The organism is Bacillus sp. LJBS06 (genome assembly GCF_016924995.1).
In the GTDB taxonomy this organism is placed as follows: Bacteria; Bacillota; Bacilli; order Bacillales; family Bacillaceae; genus Bacillus; species Bacillus stercoris.
The window spans coordinates 3732733-3748911 of sequence record NZ_CP070483.1 but is presented as its reverse complement, the minus strand read 5'-3'; the positions used below and the strand labels follow the sequence as shown (position 1 = coordinate 3748911).

Sequence of the window (16179 nt, the reverse complement as noted above, 5' to 3'; positions counted from 1 at the left end):
GGAACTTTTTATAGCCGCCTGACAGCTTGACAGGCGGTTTTCCGTCTATCTATAGAAAGCGCAATCATATTTCACAGTTCGGAAAATTTCTTAATCAGGGAGGCTTTTTGAAAATGTTATTCTTTGTTGATACAGCCAATATCGATGAAATTAAAGAAGCGAATGAATTAGGAATTCTCGCCGGTGTAACGACGAACCCTAGTTTAGTAGCAAAGGAAGCTAACGTATCATTCCACGACCGTCTTCGCGAGATCACAGACGTCGTGAAAGGGTCTGTAAGCGCAGAGGTTATTTCTTTGAAAGCTGAGGAAATGATCGAGGAAGGAAAAGAACTGGCGAAAATCGCTCCGAACATTACGGTCAAAATTCCAATGACGTCTGACGGTTTAAAAGCGGTGAGAGCACTTACTGACTTAGGCATCAAAACAAACGTTACATTGATCTTCAATGCCAACCAGGCGCTTCTTGCTGCAAGAGCGGGGGCGACGTATGTATCTCCATTCCTGGGACGTTTAGATGACATCGGCCACAATGGACTTGACCTGATTTCAGAAGTTAAACAGATTTTTGACATTCACGGACTTGACACGCAAATCATTGCAGCGTCTATCCGCCACCCGCAGCACGTGACAGAAGCCGCTTTAAGAGGGGCTCACATCGGCACAATGCCGCTGAAAGTCATTCATGCGCTCACTAAACACCCGTTAACAGACAAAGGAATCGAACAATTCCTGGCAGACTGGAACAAATAATGAAAGGGGCGGCAAACAGCTTTATGCCTGTTTGCCGCGGCCTTTGTTTTTCACCGACCTGATACAGCGGACCTTCAGATGCTGACGCCGCTTTACAGAGAAGGAATCATTGGGCTGCAGAAGCTGATATCGGAATGAAGGGTTTGCGTACTGCTTTTGCCGGATGAAGACGATGTCTCTTGAGCCGGCGGGTCTCTGTGCAACTTTTGAAACCTGTGCCCCGCAAAGCTTCGCTATTTTCTTCCTGATATTTTACAATGTGTTGTATTCTTTCTCTTCGAATTGGCTAGATTTTGGACATGAGCTTTATTTGCAGAGACAGAATAAAATGACATTTTATTTAGCTCCGCAGCTATCTTCTTATGGAAGGAGACTATCATGGAAAAGTTGAATATTGCCGGCGGTGACTCGTTAAACGGTACAGTACATATCAGTGGCGCTAAAAACAGCGCTGTTGCGTTAATACCTGCAACCATTTTGGCAAATTCCGAGGTGACAATTGAAGGGCTTCCAGAGATTTCAGATATTGAAACGCTGCGTGACCTGTTAAAGGAAATCGGCGGCAACGTGCATTTTGAGAATGGGGAAATGGTTGTTGACCCTACGTCGATGATCAGCATGCCGCTTCCTAACGGGAAAGTAAAAAAGCTTCGCGCGTCGTATTATTTAATGGGGGCGATGCTAGGCCGCTTTAAGCAAGCAGTCATTGGATTGCCTGGCGGCTGTCACTTAGGGCCCCGCCCGATTGATCAGCATATCAAAGGCTTTGAGGCGCTCGGAGCTGAAGTAACCAATGAACAAGGCGCCATTTATTTGCGAGCTGAAAGGCTGAGAGGCGCACGGATTTATTTAGATGTCGTAAGCGTAGGAGCAACGATTAACATTATGCTCGCCGCTGTTTTGGCAGAAGGGAAAACGATTATCGAAAACGCTGCCAAAGAGCCAGAGATTATTGACGTCGCGACATTGCTTACAAACATGGGCGCCAAAATCAAAGGCGCGGGCACCAATGTGATCCGAATCGACGGCGTTCAGGAACTGCACGGCTGCAAGCATACGATCATACCGGACAGAATTGAGGCCGGGACATTTATGATTGCGGGCGCTGCAATGGGCAAGGAAGTCATTATCGATAACGTCATTCCCACTCATCTTGAGTCGTTAACGGCAAAGCTGAGAGAAATGGGCTATCATATCGAAACAAGCGACGACCAGCTTCTTATTGTCGGCGGGCAGAAGAACTTAAAGCCGGTTGACGTCAAAACCCTCGTATATCCGGGGTTTCCGACGGATTTACAGCAGCCGATGACGGCGCTTCTGACAAGGGCAAAAGGGACAAGCGTCGTTACAGACACCATCTACTCGGCAAGGTTCAAGCACATTGATGAGCTGAGACGGATGGGTGCCAATATGAAAGTGGAAGGCAGATCCGCCATCATCACAGGTCCTGTCGAGCTTCAAGGCGCAAAAGTGAAGGCGAGCGATCTTCGTGCCGGTGCCTGCTTGGTGGTAGCCGGACTGATGGCTGACGGCGTCACGGAAATTACAGGACTGGAGCATATTGACCGCGGCTACAGCAGCCTTGAGAAGAAGCTTGAGGGGCTTGGAGCTACAATTTGGCGTGAAAGAATGACAGACGAAGAAATAGAACAGCTTCAAAATTCATAATGGTTTCTTGTGAGAGGAGATCGTGTTGAAATGGAAAGAAGTTTATCAATGGAATTGGTACGTGTAACCGAAGCTGCGGCATTAGCATCGGCGAGATGGATGGGCCGGGGAAAAAAGGACGAGGCTGATGAAGCGGCAACAAGTGCAATGAGAGACGTTTTTGATACAGTGCCGATGAAAGGGACCGTTGTAATCGGTGAGGGAGAAATGGACGAAGCGCCAATGCTGTATATCGGGGAAAAACTCGGAAACGGGTACGGCCCGCGCGTTGATGTCGCAGTTGACCCTCTTGAAGGCACAAACATCTTAGCAAGCGGCGGCTGGAACGCGCTGACGGTGATCGCGGTCGCAGACCATGGCACGCTGCTGAATGCTCCTGACATGTATATGCAAAAAATTGCAGTCGGCCCGGAGGCGGTGGGCTGCATTGATATTGAAGCACCTGTCATTGACAACCTTAAAGCGGTGGCAAAAGCAAAAAACAAGGACGTTGAGGACGTCGTTGCCACCATTTTAAACCGTGAAAGACACGAAAAAATCATTTCCGAGCTTCGTGAGGCCGGCGCCAGAATCAAATTGATCAATGACGGCGATGTCGCTGGCGCCATCAACACGGCTTTCGACCACACGGGCGTTGACATCCTGTTCGGATCAGGCGGCGCTCCTGAGGGTGTGCTATCCGCTGTCGCGCTAAAAGCGCTCGGCGGAGAAATCATTGGTAAACTTCTTCCGCAAAACGAAGAAGAAATCACACGCTGTCACAAAATGGGCCTTGATTTAAGCAAAGTCCTTCGCATGGAAGACCTTGTGAAGGGTGATGACGCGATTTTTGCAGCTACAGGGGTTACTGACGGCGAGCTGTTAAAAGGAGTTCAATTTAAAGGCTCTGTCGGAACAACTGAAAGCTTAGTTATCCGTGCAAAATCAGGCACTGTCCGTTTCGTTGACGGCAGACACAGCTTGAAAAAGAAACCAAATCTTGTAATCCGTCCATAACAAACAGAAAAAGCGGGTGAGAGCCCGCTTTAACTTTTGCAGAAAAGCGTCAACTCTATCAATTCCATGTCAAAACCTTATTTCAGTTGAATAATTTTTTGAAATAAGGTAAAAATAAAGAGTGCTGCGAATTTTACTGCGTAATACCTTCTTTTAAGCACTAGGAAAGTTTCAATTTCTACCGCATACAGACGATATAAGTATTGATCTTCTCATGTTTTTGTCCTCGCTTCCTTCAAAACTCATTAAGACAATCCTTTTAACAAAAGCGCCGATCATGGGTGGAAGTGTTACCGATAGAAGTTCCTTTATGTTAAAAAAAGAATGTGCTTTGGCGGATGTTGTGCAAAAGCAGCAGATGACATGTTCAGAGTAAGATATTGACTATGAAAAGCGTGGTGTTTTTATGAAAGACGTATCTATTTCCTCATTGGAAAATATGAAATTGAAAGAGCTTTATGAACTTGCAAGACATTATAAAATCTCCTATTACAGTAAACTGACAAAAAAAGAACTCATTTTCGCCATTCTGAAAGCGAATGCAGAACAGGAAGACCTGTTGTTTATGGAAGGCGTACTTGAGATCATCCAGTCTGAAGGTTTCGGCTTCCTGAGACCGATCAACTACTCTCCAAGCTCAGAAGATATTTACATCTCAGCTTCACAAATCCGCCGTTTCGATTTGCGGAACGGAGACAAAGTATCCGGCAAGGTTCGCCCGCCAAAAGAAAATGAGCGTTACTATGGACTTTTGCACGTTGAAGCAGTGAACGGGGATGATCCCGAATCAGCAAAAGAGCGTGTGCATTTCCCTGCTCTTACGCCACTTTATCCAGATCGCCAAATGGTGCTTGAAACAAAGCCGAACTTCTTGTCTACAAGAATTATGGACATGATGGCGCCGGTCGGATTTGGACAGCGCGGATTGATTGTGGCGCCGCCGAAAGCCGGAAAAACGATGCTGCTGAAGGAAATTGCCAACAGCATTACAGCGAACCAGCCTGAAGCAGAGCTAATCGTGCTTTTAATTGATGAAAGACCTGAGGAAGTAACCGATATCGAGCGTTCTGTAGCTGGGGATGTCGTCAGCTCAACGTTTGATGAAGTGCCGGAAAACCATATCAAAGTGGCCGAGCTTGTGCTTGAGCGCGCGATGCGTCTCGTTGAACATAAAAAAGACGTCATCATCCTGATGGATAGTATCACTCGGCTTGCCCGCGCCTACAACTTAGTGATTCCGCCAAGCGGAAGAACGCTCTCTGGGGGGATTGACCCAGCGGCGTTCCACCGTCCGAAACGCTTCTTCGGGGCTGCGAGAAATATCGAAGAAGGCGGCAGCTTAACCATCCTTGCTACGGCTCTTGTTGATACAGGATCACGTATGGATGATGTCATTTATGAGGAATTCAAGGGAACAGGCAACATGGAGCTTCACCTTGACCGCTCTCTGGCAGAGCGCCGCATCTTCCCTGCCATTGATATCCGCCGTTCTGGAACGCGCAAAGAAGAGCTGCTTGTGCCTAAAGAGCATCTTGATCGTCTATGGTCGATCCGCAAAACGATGTCTGATTCACCTGATTTCGCAGAAAAGTTCATGAGAAAAATGAAAAAAACCAAAACAAACCAGGAATTTTTCGATATTCTCAATCAAGAATGGAAACAGGCAAATCTATCATCTGCAAGAAGGTAAATTGTATTTGCAAAAGAAGTAAATCACTGATATAATTTTCTCATATGCGTTTCGGACAACGCTCCGAAATAATAACTCTGTTTCCACACGGGATTCAGGGCGGAAGGAGATGGATACAATGAAAGCAGGAATTCATCCTAATTTCAAAAAAGCAACAGTTAAATGCGCTTGCGGAAATGAATTTGAAACAGGCTCAGTAAAAGAAGAGGTACGCGTTGAGATTTGCTCTGAATGCCACCCATTCTACACTGGTCGTCAAAAATTCGCTTCTGCTGATGGTCGTGTTGATCGCTTTAACAAAAAATACGGTCTTAAGTAATAATAGATTTCTCAACAGGCAAGAAGCAATCTTGCCTGTTTTTTATATTGTCTAAAGCACAGCTGGCAGAGAGAGGGGAGCGAAGCCTATGTACATAATGAAACAAAGCGGGTGGCTTGAGCTGATTTGCGGCAGCATGTTCTCGGGTAAATCTGAAGAGCTGATCAGAAGAGTGAAGAGAGCGACTTACGCCAAGCAGGAAGTCAGGGTATTTAAGCCTGTGATTGATAATCGATACAGCGAAGCTGCTGTTGTCTCCCATAATGGAACATCAATGACGAGCTACGCCATTTCGTCTGCTGCTGACATTTGGGATCACATCAGTGAAAGTACAGATGTGATTGCGGTTGATGAAGTGCAGTTTTTTGATCAGGAAATTGTTGAGGTTTTATCATCTCTTGCCGACAAAGGCTACCGTGTGATAGCAGCGGGCCTCGATATGGATTTTAGGGGAGAGCCGTTCGGCGTCGTGCCGAATATTATGGCGATTGCAGAAAGTGTGACAAAGCTGCAAGCCGTTTGTTCTGTCTGCGGATCACCGGCGAGCAGAACACAGCGCCTCATTGACGGCAAACCTGCTTCTTACGATGATCCGGTCATTTTGGTTGGTGCCTCTGAATCGTATGAAGCCAGATGCAGACATCATCACGAAGTCCCAGGAAAATCTAAAAAATAGTCCAAAACATGGGTATAAAGATAGAAAGCACCGGCTGAAAACACCGGTGTTTTTTTTATATTCTGATAATATTCAATTAAAAAATTTAATTAAGTATATTAAAAAATTAAGTAATTTTCTTCCCTTGAATTTTGATTTTGACAGGCATACAATAGCTTACGTAATGTAAATAGTTTTGAGACATTGTTCGAATAATTGTCACAAAGTCGCATAAAGATCATGATCGGTCATATTTTAGATGGGTTATTACTTAACTTGGTTAACTATTTCAAGAAAGAAGGAGATTTGCTTGAATAACATAAAAAAAACCAAAGAAGGGCACTTAGAAACAACTCTTAGAGGAAAAGAAGTTTTATCTATTCCTACTTTAAATAAAGGCGTTGCTTTTTCACTAGAAGAAAGACAAGAACTTGGCTTAGAAGGGCTTCTTCCGCCAACTGTACTTTCTCTTGATCAACAAGCACAACGCGCGTACGAGCAGTTCCAAGCGCAGCCTGACCGCCTTCGTCAAAATGTTTACTTAAGTGATCTTGCAAACCGCAATGAAGTTCTTTTCTATAAATTGCTGCAAAACCATCTTCGCGAAATGCTTCCTGTTGTGTACACACCAACAGTTGGTGAAGCGATTCAGGAGTACAGCCATGAATATAGAAGACCTCAAGGAATCTACTTGTCAATCGACAACATTGACGGTATTGAAAAAGCGTTTGAAAACCTTCATGCGACAGCAGGCGATATTGATCTTATCGTTGCTACTGACTCTGAAAGCATTCTCGGTATCGGTGACTGGGGTGTAGGCGGTATTAACATCGCAATCGGTAAATTAGCTGTTTACACTGCTGCAGCTGGTATTGACCCTAGCCGTGTTATCCCGGTTGTGCTTGATGTCGGTACGAACAACGAAAAACTTCTAAACGATCCTTTATATATTGGGAACAAGCATGAACGTGTTCAAGGTGAACGCTATGAAGCTTTCATTGACGCATATGTAAAAGCTGCATTGAAATTCTTCCCTAAAGCGCTTCTTCACTGGGAAGACCTTGGCAACAAAAATGCACGCAATATCATGAAGAAATACAATCATGAAATCCTGACATTTAATGATGATATTCAAGGTACTGGCGCGATTACACTTGCTGGTGTGCTTGCCGCTATGAAGAAAACAGGCGCTTCTATTAAAGATCAGCGTGTTGTTATTTTCGGTGCTGGTTCTGCCGGTATCGGTATTGCTGACCAAATCCGTGACACAATGGTGCTTGCCGGATTGTCTGAAGAAGAAGCTAACAAACGTTTCTACACACTTGATTACAGAGGCTTGCTGACTGAAGACATCGAAGGCATCCTTGATTTCCAAAAACCTTACCTTCGCAATGCGGATGAAGTGAAAGACTGGAAGCGCGATGAAAAAGGTCAAATTCCATTCGATGAAGTGGTTCGCCAAGCGAAACCAACGATCTTGATTGGCACTTCAGGGGTTTCAGGTGCGTTCACAGAGGAAATTGTAAAAGAAATGGCATCTCACGTAGACCGTCCGGTTATCATGCCGATGTCTAACCCGACTCACCTTGCTGAAGCAGTTCCTGAAGACCTGTTCAAATGGACTGACGGAAAAGTGCTTATTGCAACAGGAAGCCCATTTGACAATGTAGAATACAACGGTGTTTCTTATGAAATCGGACAATCTAACAACGCATTCGCGTTCCCTGGTCTTGGACTTGGTTCAATTGTAGCTGAAGCGCGTATCATTACGCCTGCTATGTTTGCTGCAACTGCTGATGCGATTGCTGAAATGGTTGATCTTGAAACACCCGGAGCAGGGTTGCTTCCAAGCATTGATAAGCTTCAAGAGGTTTCTATTCAAGTTGCGATTGCCGTTGCTGAAGCAGCAATTAAAGATGGCGTGGCAAATCGTCAGCCTGAAGATGTGAAACAAGCGGTTCTTGATGCAATGTGGACACCGGAATACAAAAAAATCATCGCGAAATAATTAGCGAGTAAATTTTTCTGTCCGAGGGAAAGCTTTTTGTAAAGCTAAAGTATACGGACATAGGATTTGGAGGAGAATATTTTGAGCATCTTAGATATCTTAATCCTCCTGGCGCCGATCTTCTTTGTTATCGTGCTGGGTTGGTTTGCAGGACATTTTGGAAGTTATGATGCCAAGTCGGCAAAAGGGGTAAGTACGTTAGTAACGAAATACGCACTTCCAGCTCACTTTATCGCTGGTATTTTGACAACTTCCAGAAGTGAATTTTTATCACAAGTTCCTTTAATGATTTCTTTAATTATTGGGATTGTTGGTTTCTACATCATCATTCTTTTGGTTTGCAGATTTATTTTCAAGTATGATTTAACGAACTCATCTGTATTTTCTTTGAACTCTGCACAGCCGACATTCGCGTTTATGGGTATTCCTGTATTGGGAAGCTTATTCGGAGCGAATGAAGTTGCGATTCCGATCGCGGTCACAGGTATCGTGGTAAACGCGATTCTTGATCCGCTCGCGATCATTGTTGCTACTGTAGGTGAGACTTCTAAGAAAAACGAAGAGGGCGGCGACAGCTTCTGGAAGATGACAGGAAAATCAATCCTGCATGGTCTTTGTGAGCCGCTTGCAGCTGCTCCGTTAATCAGTATGATCTTAGTGTTGGTGTTCAACTTCACTCTTCCTGAGCTGGGTGTTAAAATGCTCGATCAGCTTGGAAGCACAACATCTGGTGTTGCTCTCTTTGCTGTCGGTGTTACCGTTGGTATTCGTAAAATTAAACTCAGTATGCCGGCTATCGGTATTGCGTTACTAAAAGTTGCGGTTCAGCCTGCGTTAATGTTCCTGATTGCTCTTGCAGTCGGACTTCCAGCTGACCAAATGACAAAAGCGATCCTTCTTGTTGCATTCCCTGGTTCTGCCGTTGCAGCCATGATTGCGACTCGTTTCGAGAAACAAGAAGAAGAAACTGCGACTGCGTTTGTGGTCAGTGCGATTCTGTCTTTGATTTCACTTCCAATCATTATCGCGCTTACTGCGTAACAAAAAAAGCTCCCTTTACGGGGAGCTTTTTGCTTTAGGTTTGAAATTTGAACAGTGACAGCAGCGGTTTTTTTCTTGTTTTGGTTTTTTCAGAAGCAGCAGCAGTCTCGGGGATCGGCTGAGCGGTGAATTCTTTCATTTGCGAGGTCAGTGATTGCAGGTCTGCAAGAATATCATCAATTTCTCTGCGGTGCTGAAGCAGCTGGTAAGATACTCCTTCATCGGCTTTTTGTTTCAGCTGGCGTTCCAGCTCCGAAATCCTTGCTATCAGTTCGTTTTCGTCCTGCCTTTGCTGTAAAAGGGTGTCCAGCTTTTGTTCAAGCTGCTCGATTCTTCGTTCTGTGTCGCCATTTGTTTTTTGGACAAGGAAGCCTGTGCGCTTTTTAGCGCTTTTCGGCAGATGAATATCTTGAATCGCCGTGCCTTCAGAGATTTGTTTTTGAACAGATTTTAGAACCTTCACGTCTTCTGCCGTGAACGAATAATGTCCGAGCTCATTGCGTTCGGCCGGGAGATTCAGCTGCTTCACCCACCGCTGCACCGTTTTTGCGGAGACGCCGAGTTCACTTGCTACCATATTTGTATTCATGATCCCATACCTCCTTTTTAGCTAGGTATTCGACCATAGAATGCGGTTCCCTTCCCGTTAGACAAAACAAGAAAAGATTCGGCAAAGAAAGTGGGTATCTCCTTTTTTTCTTCAAAAAATATTATTGTTCATACAGTTCTAATGGAAGCTGGTCAGGATCAAAAAAGAAGGTGAAACGCTTGCCGGTCAGCGGATCTTTTCTGATTGGCTCTGTTTCAATTCCTTTTTCATGAAGCGCCTGAACCGCCTCATCCAAGCTGCTGACTGTAAAGGCGAGGTGACGCAGGCCTGCGGCTTCAGGCCGGGTTTGGCGTTCGGGCGGGTCGGGAAACGAGAACAGTTCAATGGCATACGAGCCGTTAAGCGACAAATCAAGCTTATAGGAGCCGCGCTCTTCGCGGTACGTTTCTTGAATCACCTGAAAACCAAGCTTATGTACGTAGAAAGCTTTCGACTTTTCGTAATCTGAACATATGATTGCAATATGATGTATGGATTTCAGCAACAATATCCCTCCTCGATTCCCAGTATAGCAGAGGAGGCTTTTAAAGCTGGGATTGAAATGCTTTTGACTGGGGTTAATCACTATACTATAATGAGAATGTTACGCACAGGAAAACAGAGGTGAAGACCGTGTTAGACCGTTTAAAATCAATCGAAGAACGATACGAAAAATTAAATGAGCTTTTAAGCGATCCAGAAGTAGTCAACGATCCGAAAAAGCTGAGAGAATATTCAAAAGAGCAATCTGATATACAAGAAACAGTTGACGTATATAGACAATACAGAGATGCGTCAGAACAGCTGGCTGATGCAAAAGCAATGCTTGAAGAGAAGCTGGACGCTGAGATGCGCGACATGGTGAAGGAAGAGATTTCTGAACTTCAGAAGGAAACGGAAACACTGTCAGAACGCTTGAAAGTGCTCCTGATCCCGAAAGATCCTAATGACGACAAAAACGTTATCATGGAGATTCGCGGAGCTGCGGGAGGCGAGGAAGCCGCTTTATTCGCTGGCAACCTGTACAGAATGTATTCCCGTTACGCTGAGCTTCAAGGCTGGAAGACAGAGGTCATGGAAGCGAATGTAACCGGAACAGGCGGCTACAAAGAGATCATCTTTATGATTACGGGAAGCGGCGCATATTCTAAACTCAAATATGAAAACGGCGCCCACCGCGTACAGCGTGTTCCGGAAACAGAATCGGGCGGACGTATCCATACATCCACTGCAACGGTAGCTTGTCTTCCTGAGGCGGAAGAGGTAGAGGTTGACATCCATGAGAAGGATATCCGCGTCGATACGTTTGCTTCAAGCGGACCGGGCGGACAAAGCGTCAACACAACAATGTCTGCCGTTCGTCTGACGCACTTGCCGACAGGTGTTGTTGTATCATGCCAGGATGAAAAATCTCAAATCAAGAACAAAGAAAAAGCAATGAAGGTTCTTCGTGCCAGAATCTATGATAAATTTCAGCAGGAAGCCCAGGCTGAATATGATCAAACACGGAAATCAGCAGTCGGATCTGGTGACCGTTCTGAACGTATCCGCACATACAACTTCCCGCAAAACCGTGTGACGGATCACAGAATCGGTTTGACGATTCAAAAGCTTGATCAGATTCTTGAAGGAAAACTTGACGAAGTGGTTGAAGCACTGATCGTAGAAGATCAGGCGAGCAAGCTTCAGCAGTCGGAAGGTTAAGATGAAGACGATATTCGAAGCCCTGAAATGGGCTTCTTCTTATTTAACCGAAGCGGGAAGAGAAGAAAATGCTGCCGAGCTGCTATTGCTTTATGATACTGGAATGGAGAGAAGCAGGCTGCTCGCCAGCTTGCAGGAACCGATTGGCGACGACGAACTGTATCGCTTTACGCGTCACGTTGAGATGCATAAAGAGGGCGTGCCGGTGCAATACATTATCGGAAAAGAGTTTTTTTACGGGCGGGAATTTATGGTGAATGATGATGTGCTGATCCCGCGGCCGGAAACAGAAGAGGTTGTCCTTCATTTGCTTGAAAAATATCGTAATGTCTTTTCTGAAGATGACCGGCTCGAAGTCGTTGACGTTGGTACAGGGAGCGGCGCGATAGCCGTCACGCTTGCGCTTGAAAACCAAAGCTTTTCTGTGTCAGCAGTCGATATTTCGAAAGAGGCGCTGCAAGTCGCCTCTGCCAATGCAGAAAAACTTGGAGCGAATGTGCGCTTTTATCAGGGCGATCTGCTTGAGCCTTTTATTAAGGCGGGAAAAAAAGCAGATATCATTGTCTCGAACCCGCCATATATTTCAGAGGAAGAAATGGCTGATCTATCAGAAATTGTCCGTTTTCATGAGCCGCTGCACGCGCTCACCGATGGCGGAGACGGGCTGAAATTTTATAAGCGGTTTATGGAAGACATCCCGCTTGTCATGAAGGAGAAAGTATTTGTCGTTTTTGAAATCGGCTGGAAACAGGGGGCGGCGGTCAAAGACCTGATCCTCAAGGCGTTTAAGGAAGCGGAAGTGGAAGTGCTGAAAGATATTAATGGAAAAGACAGAACCATATGCGCTTTGATTCATAAAAATAAATAAGCAGCTTGCCGGCGAGTGAATGGATCAAGCTGTTGAACACCAGCAAAGGGGATGTAAACATGAAAAAGGCCCTGACAGCAGGAATCCTGCTCATCGCGATTGAGAGCATGATTGGCACCATTTTTTCACAGGCTCCTTCATATGAAGCGATTTTTGGCGTTGCGTCTCTCGTTTTAGTCGGGCTCGCGATCATCACATCGGGTTTGGCTGTAAGCGGAAGCGATCAGCGGGCAAACTACCATTCAGAAACCAAAGAAGGCCGTACATCACGTCTAAAAATGGCAGCCGCTTTTTTTGTTGCGGCGATACCTTCCATTCTATGTTATTTGCTGACGGTTTTGTTTTAATAAAAAAGGAAGCCTTTTAGGCTTCCTTTTTTTGCAGTAAAACAGAGTCCCATATCCAATAGACAAGAGCTGTTAATACAGCGAAAAGATAAAAGGCTGTATTTTGAAAAAGAGATTGTCCCGAAGGCTGAAGCACGCCGAAAATGATCGCGTTGGCAATAAAAGCAGCGGCAAGGTAATACAGCAGGTACAAAGGGCTGAACCGTTTCGGCTTTTTATTCATCATGATTTGAAGCGGCAGTGCGAAGATCAAATAAGGAAACAGAAAATAAAATGCCATTGTGATGAGAGCGGCAATAATAAATGAATGAATATAAATAACCGAATAAAGAACCGACATCGTGAATGCTGATAAGAGCACTGTATAATTGTATTTCATCTTAAACCTCCTAAAGCACTATCGTACCATAAATAAGATTAACAGCTTGCTAGATTTTTTTCACCCTGCACGTTTACCCCAGGTTCTCCTTGTCCATAATAGGGCTAGAAACAAAGCACGGAGAGGAACGGTGGGGACCGATGAAAAAAACAGTAATCATTTGTATATATATCTTTCTTTTATTATCCGGAGCGCTCGTAGGGCTTGCGAAAGAAGAGACGGCACAGCAATCGGAAAATCAGCCGGTGGTCATACCAGATCAGGCGATTCGTTTGAGAATATTGGCAAACAGCGATAGTGATCAAGACCAGCAATTAAAACGTCATATCAGAGATGCGGTGAATAAAGAAATCACAACTTGGGTAAAGGATATTACTTCTATTGAAGAAGCGCGTCGTGTGATTCGCTCAAAGCTGCCTGAAATCAAAGCGATTGCAAAGGAAACGATGGAGAAAGAAGGAGCGAATCAGTCGATATCCGTTGATTTTGACAAAATCTCATTTCCGACAAAGCTTTACGGCAACATGGTTTATCCAGCCGGTGAGTATGAAGCGATTTTGATCACGCTTGGAAACGGCGACGGCGCCAACTGGTGGTGTGTGCTGTTCCCGCCCCTCTGCTTTCTCGATTTTTCTAACGGGGAAGCCGTCAAAGAGCAAGAAGATAAAGAAGCCTCAAAAAAACAGACTGAAAAAGTGCTTGAGGACGTAACCGCTAAAGCAGAGAAAGCAAAAAAAGAAGAGAAAGAAGAGAAGGAAGACGGCACAGAAGTGAAATTCTTCTTAGTCGAATGGATTTCCGACCTTTTTTCCTAATCATCTGGTCTAAAAATAGATTTGCCTCATAGATTTGAAGAAAGAACGAAAAACGGGGTGAACGGATGTTTTATCAACTGCGGGTGGCAAGGGAAAAAGACGGAGAGGTGCTTGAGGAATTTTTAAAACAGGCGAAAACCAGCTATGAAGGCGTGAAAGAAGGCTTCACTCAATTTCTTATGCTGGAGGACAATGAGAAAAACATTGCCGGCTGCCTCGGTATTGAAAAAATAAGCTGTGACCAAGGGCTGCTGCGGTCGCTGGTCATATCGGACAAGCTTCACCAAGGCCATATTGTCACGCTTTTTCAAAGCATGGAGGTGCTGTGCGAAAAGCATCAAATCAAAACCGTATATCTAGTAGCGAATCAGCTTTCCTCTGCGGACTTTCTGACGGCCATGGGATTTGAAAGAGCTGAAAGTGTACCGGAAGAACTGTTCTCTTCTGATCATTTCTGTGAATCGCGGCAAACAGAAGGGGCCGTTTTGATGAAAAAAACGTCTGGATAAATGCAGTTTATACACATACTTATCCACTTCTTTATTAGCGTTGTCCACAATTTGTGGATAACGCTTGTTTTATTACAGGACATCTTTTATACTTTCAAAAGGATTACACGCGTAAAACAATCGTTTTATTGTTGTGAATAAGGAGTTTGGTCAGAAATGAAAACGAAAAGATGGTTTGTGGATGTAACTGACGAGTTATCCACAAATGATCCACAAATTGCACAAGCAGCCGCTTTGCTCCGAGAAAATGAGGTCGTTGCCTTTCCGACAGAAACGGTATATGGCCTAGGCGCAAACGCGAAAAATACGGATGCCGTCCAAAAAATATATGAGGCAAAAGGGCGGCCGAGCGATAATCCCTTGATTGTCCACATCGCGGATATCAGCCAGCTTGAGGATTTAACGGGCCCAGCGCCGGAAAAGGCGAAAACATTGATGAAGCGATTTTGGCCGGGAGCACTTACGCTCATTCTGCCTTGCAAACCCGGTGCGCTTTCACCTCGTGTAACGGCAGGTCTTGAAACGGTTGCTATTAGAATGCCGGATCATCCGCTTGCCCTTGCATTGATTCGTGAATCAGGACTGCCGATTGCAGCACCGAGCGCCAATCTATCAGGCAAGCCAAGTCCCACAAAAGCGGAACATGTGGCTCACGACTTGGATGGCCGCATAGCCGGTATTATGGATGGAGGCCCTACCGGAATCGGAGTCGAATCAACCGTGCTTTCATGTGAGGGTGACGTCCCTGTTCTCCTGCGCCCGGGCGGCATTACGAAGGAACAAATTGAAGCGGTGATCGGACCGATCCATGTGGATAAAGGGCTCAGCGACCAAAATGAGAAGCCGATTTCTCCAGGGATGAAATATACACATTATGCGCCGACAGCGCCGCTTGCCATTTGCGAAGGCAGCCCAGAGCGCATGCAGCACCTCATTCAAGAATATCAACAGGGTGGAAAACGAGTCGGTGTCCTGACGACAGAAGAAAACGCGAGCGTTTATTCCGCTGATTATGTAAAGAGCTGCGGAAGACGTGCTCAGCTTGAGACTGTTGCGGCAGGGCTGTATGATGCTTTACGCAGCTTTGATGAGAATAATGTGGATGTTATTATCTCGGAATCCTTTCCGGACACAGGTGTCGGTCTCGCCATTATGAACAGGCTGATGAAAGCCGCCGGAGGAAGAGTGATTCGCTGAAAGCAGTCGGATGTTCTAACCCTTTTTGGACACGCATAGGCTAAAAAAGCGGGGCGTGTCCAAGGGGGTTATTTATGTATGTCGGATTTGTTTATAGGCGAACTGATGACATTAAGCATCATGGCGTTTGCTTTAGGGATGGATGCTTTTTCTGTCGGCCTTGGAATGGGCATGGTCAAACTCAGAAAGAAGCAGATATTCTATATCGGTTTCATCATCGGCCTTTTTCACGTTATCATGCCTCTTGCGGGGATGGCGGCCGGTAACATGCTGTCAGGGCTCCTCGGCGTGTTAGCGGTTTATATCGGAGGGGCGCTGCTTTTTGTTCTTGGGGTTCAAATGCTTATGGCTTCTTTTAAACAGTCAGAAGAACGATTGATGTCGCCGGCAGGGCCGGGCTTATTGCTGTTTGCCGTCGGCGTCAGCCTTGACAGCTTTTCCGTCGGCTTGAGCTTGGGGATATACGGCTCGCATCCGCTCCTCACAATTACTTTGTTCGGGCTGTTCAGCACGATGCTGACATGGCTGGGCCTGCTGATCGGGAAACAAGTGCAGTCATGGCTTGGCACATACAGCGAAGCGCTCGGGGGCATCATATTAATCGTATTCGGCCTAAAGCTGCTATTGCCAATTTAATATACC

The 16179-nt window shown here is 45.5% G+C and carries 19 protein-coding genes; 16 read left to right on the top strand and 3 right to left on the bottom strand.

All coding sequences use genetic code 11. From position 1 onward, the window contains the following. Nucleotides 1-113: 113 nt before the first annotated feature. The 9 genes from fsa (at nt 114) to JQX68_RS19010 (ending at nt 9129) form a co-directional block, all read left to right on the top strand. Nucleotides 114-752, top strand: a complete 639-nt coding sequence (gene fsa / locus JQX68_RS19050; protein ID WP_014665739.1) for a fructose-6-phosphate aldolase — start codon at nt 114-116, stop codon at nt 750-752. Between the two features lie 378 nt (nt 753-1130). Then, nucleotides 1131-2420 carry a UDP-N-acetylglucosamine 1-carboxyvinyltransferase gene (locus JQX68_RS19045; protein WP_147772648.1) on the top strand — a complete coding sequence of 430 codons (1290 nt, stop codon included), beginning with the start codon at nt 1131-1133 and terminating at the stop codon, nt 2418-2420. Nucleotides 2421-2450: 30 nt separating this feature from the next. Continuing rightward, the gene (gene glpX, locus JQX68_RS19040) at nt 2451-3416 is read left to right on the top strand and encodes a class II fructose-bisphosphatase (protein ID WP_040081539.1); all 966 of its coding nucleotides are present in this window, start codon (nt 2451-2453) and stop codon (nt 3414-3416) included. A 214-nt stretch (nt 3417-3630) separates the two neighbouring features. Next, a complete protein-coding gene (locus JQX68_RS19035) occupies nt 3631-3792 on the top strand; it encodes a hypothetical protein (protein WP_003227632.1) in 162 nt (53 codons plus the stop codon). Nucleotides 3793-3822: 30 nt separating this feature from the next. After that, nucleotides 3823-5106 (top strand): transcription termination factor Rho, encoded by a 1284-nt coding sequence (gene rho / locus JQX68_RS19030; RefSeq protein WP_003221939.1) that lies wholly within the window; start codon nt 3823-3825, stop codon nt 5104-5106. 118 nt (nt 5107-5224) lie between these two features. Continuing rightward, on the top strand, nt 5225-5425 hold the full coding sequence (rpmE, locus tag JQX68_RS19025; RefSeq protein ID WP_003151132.1) for a 50S ribosomal protein L31: 201 nt from the start codon (nt 5225-5227) through the stop codon (nt 5423-5425). Between the two features lie 88 nt (nt 5426-5513). Beyond that, the gene (locus JQX68_RS19020; RefSeq protein WP_014478269.1) at nt 5514-6101 is read left to right on the top strand and encodes a thymidine kinase; all 588 of its coding nucleotides are present in this window, start codon (nt 5514-5516) and stop codon (nt 6099-6101) included. A gap of 289 nt (nt 6102-6390) precedes the next feature. Further along, the gene (gene malS / locus JQX68_RS19015) at nt 6391-8088 is read left to right on the top strand and encodes an oxaloacetate-decarboxylating malate dehydrogenase (RefSeq protein WP_040081540.1); all 1698 of its coding nucleotides are present in this window, start codon (nt 6391-6393) and stop codon (nt 8086-8088) included. Nucleotides 8089-8169: 81 nt separating this feature from the next. Continuing rightward, entirely contained in the window at nt 8170-9129 is a 960-nt protein-coding gene (locus JQX68_RS19010) for an AEC family transporter (RefSeq protein WP_014478268.1), read from the top strand. A 34-nt stretch (nt 9130-9163) separates the two neighbouring features. Here the strand turns inward: JQX68_RS19010 and racA are convergent, their stop codons facing one another. Then, nucleotides 9164-9718 carry a chromosome-anchoring protein RacA gene (racA, locus tag JQX68_RS19005; protein ID WP_069150493.1) on the bottom strand — a complete coding sequence of 185 codons (555 nt, stop codon included), beginning with the start codon at nt 9716-9718 and terminating at the stop codon, nt 9164-9166. Nucleotides 9719-9839: 121 nt separating this feature from the next. Further along, nucleotides 9840-10226 carry an SMU1112c/YaeR family gloxylase I-like metalloprotein gene (gloA2, locus tag JQX68_RS19000; RefSeq protein ID WP_095432241.1) on the bottom strand — a complete coding sequence of 129 codons (387 nt, stop codon included), beginning with the start codon at nt 10224-10226 and terminating at the stop codon, nt 9840-9842. Nucleotides 10227-10351: 125 nt separating this feature from the next. Here gloA2 and prfA point away from each other — a divergent pair, with 125 nt between their 5' ends. Genes prfA through JQX68_RS18985 form a run of 3 tightly spaced genes read left to right on the top strand, consistent with a single transcriptional unit; the run spans nt 10352 to nt 12637 of the window. Then, on the top strand, nt 10352-11422 hold the full coding sequence (gene prfA / locus JQX68_RS18995; protein ID WP_003227645.1) for a peptide chain release factor 1: 1071 nt from the start codon (nt 10352-10354) through the stop codon (nt 11420-11422). Nucleotide 11423: 1 nt separating this feature from the next. Then, nucleotides 11424-12290 carry a peptide chain release factor N(5)-glutamine methyltransferase gene (prmC, locus tag JQX68_RS18990; RefSeq protein WP_014665732.1) on the top strand — a complete coding sequence of 289 codons (867 nt, stop codon included), beginning with the start codon at nt 11424-11426 and terminating at the stop codon, nt 12288-12290. Between the two features lie 59 nt (nt 12291-12349). After that, a complete protein-coding gene (locus JQX68_RS18985) occupies nt 12350-12637 on the top strand; it encodes a DUF5316 family protein (protein WP_014665731.1) in 288 nt (95 codons plus the stop codon). 16 nt (nt 12638-12653) lie between these two features. Here the strand turns inward: JQX68_RS18985 and JQX68_RS18980 are convergent, their stop codons facing one another. Then, nucleotides 12654-13016 (bottom strand): UPF0715 family protein, encoded by a 363-nt coding sequence (locus tag JQX68_RS18980; protein ID WP_147772647.1) that lies wholly within the window; start codon nt 13014-13016, stop codon nt 12654-12656. Between the two features lie 140 nt (nt 13017-13156). Here JQX68_RS18980 and spoIIR point away from each other — a divergent pair, with 140 nt between their 5' ends. The 4 genes from spoIIR (at nt 13157) to JQX68_RS18960 (ending at nt 16173) form a co-directional block, all read left to right on the top strand. After that, entirely contained in the window at nt 13157-13831 is a 675-nt protein-coding gene (gene spoIIR / locus JQX68_RS18975; protein WP_040081545.1) for a stage II sporulation protein R, read from the top strand. A 65-nt stretch (nt 13832-13896) separates the two neighbouring features. Further along, entirely contained in the window at nt 13897-14340 is a 444-nt protein-coding gene (locus tag JQX68_RS18970; protein ID WP_014665728.1) for a GNAT family N-acetyltransferase, read from the top strand. A gap of 156 nt (nt 14341-14496) precedes the next feature. Beyond that, nucleotides 14497-15537 (top strand): L-threonylcarbamoyladenylate synthase, encoded by a 1041-nt coding sequence (locus JQX68_RS18965; protein ID WP_147772646.1) that lies wholly within the window; start codon nt 14497-14499, stop codon nt 15535-15537. 78 nt (nt 15538-15615) lie between these two features. Next, a complete protein-coding gene (locus JQX68_RS18960; protein WP_014665726.1) occupies nt 15616-16173 on the top strand; it encodes a manganese efflux pump MntP in 558 nt (185 codons plus the stop codon). Nucleotides 16174-16179: the final 6 nt, after the last annotated feature.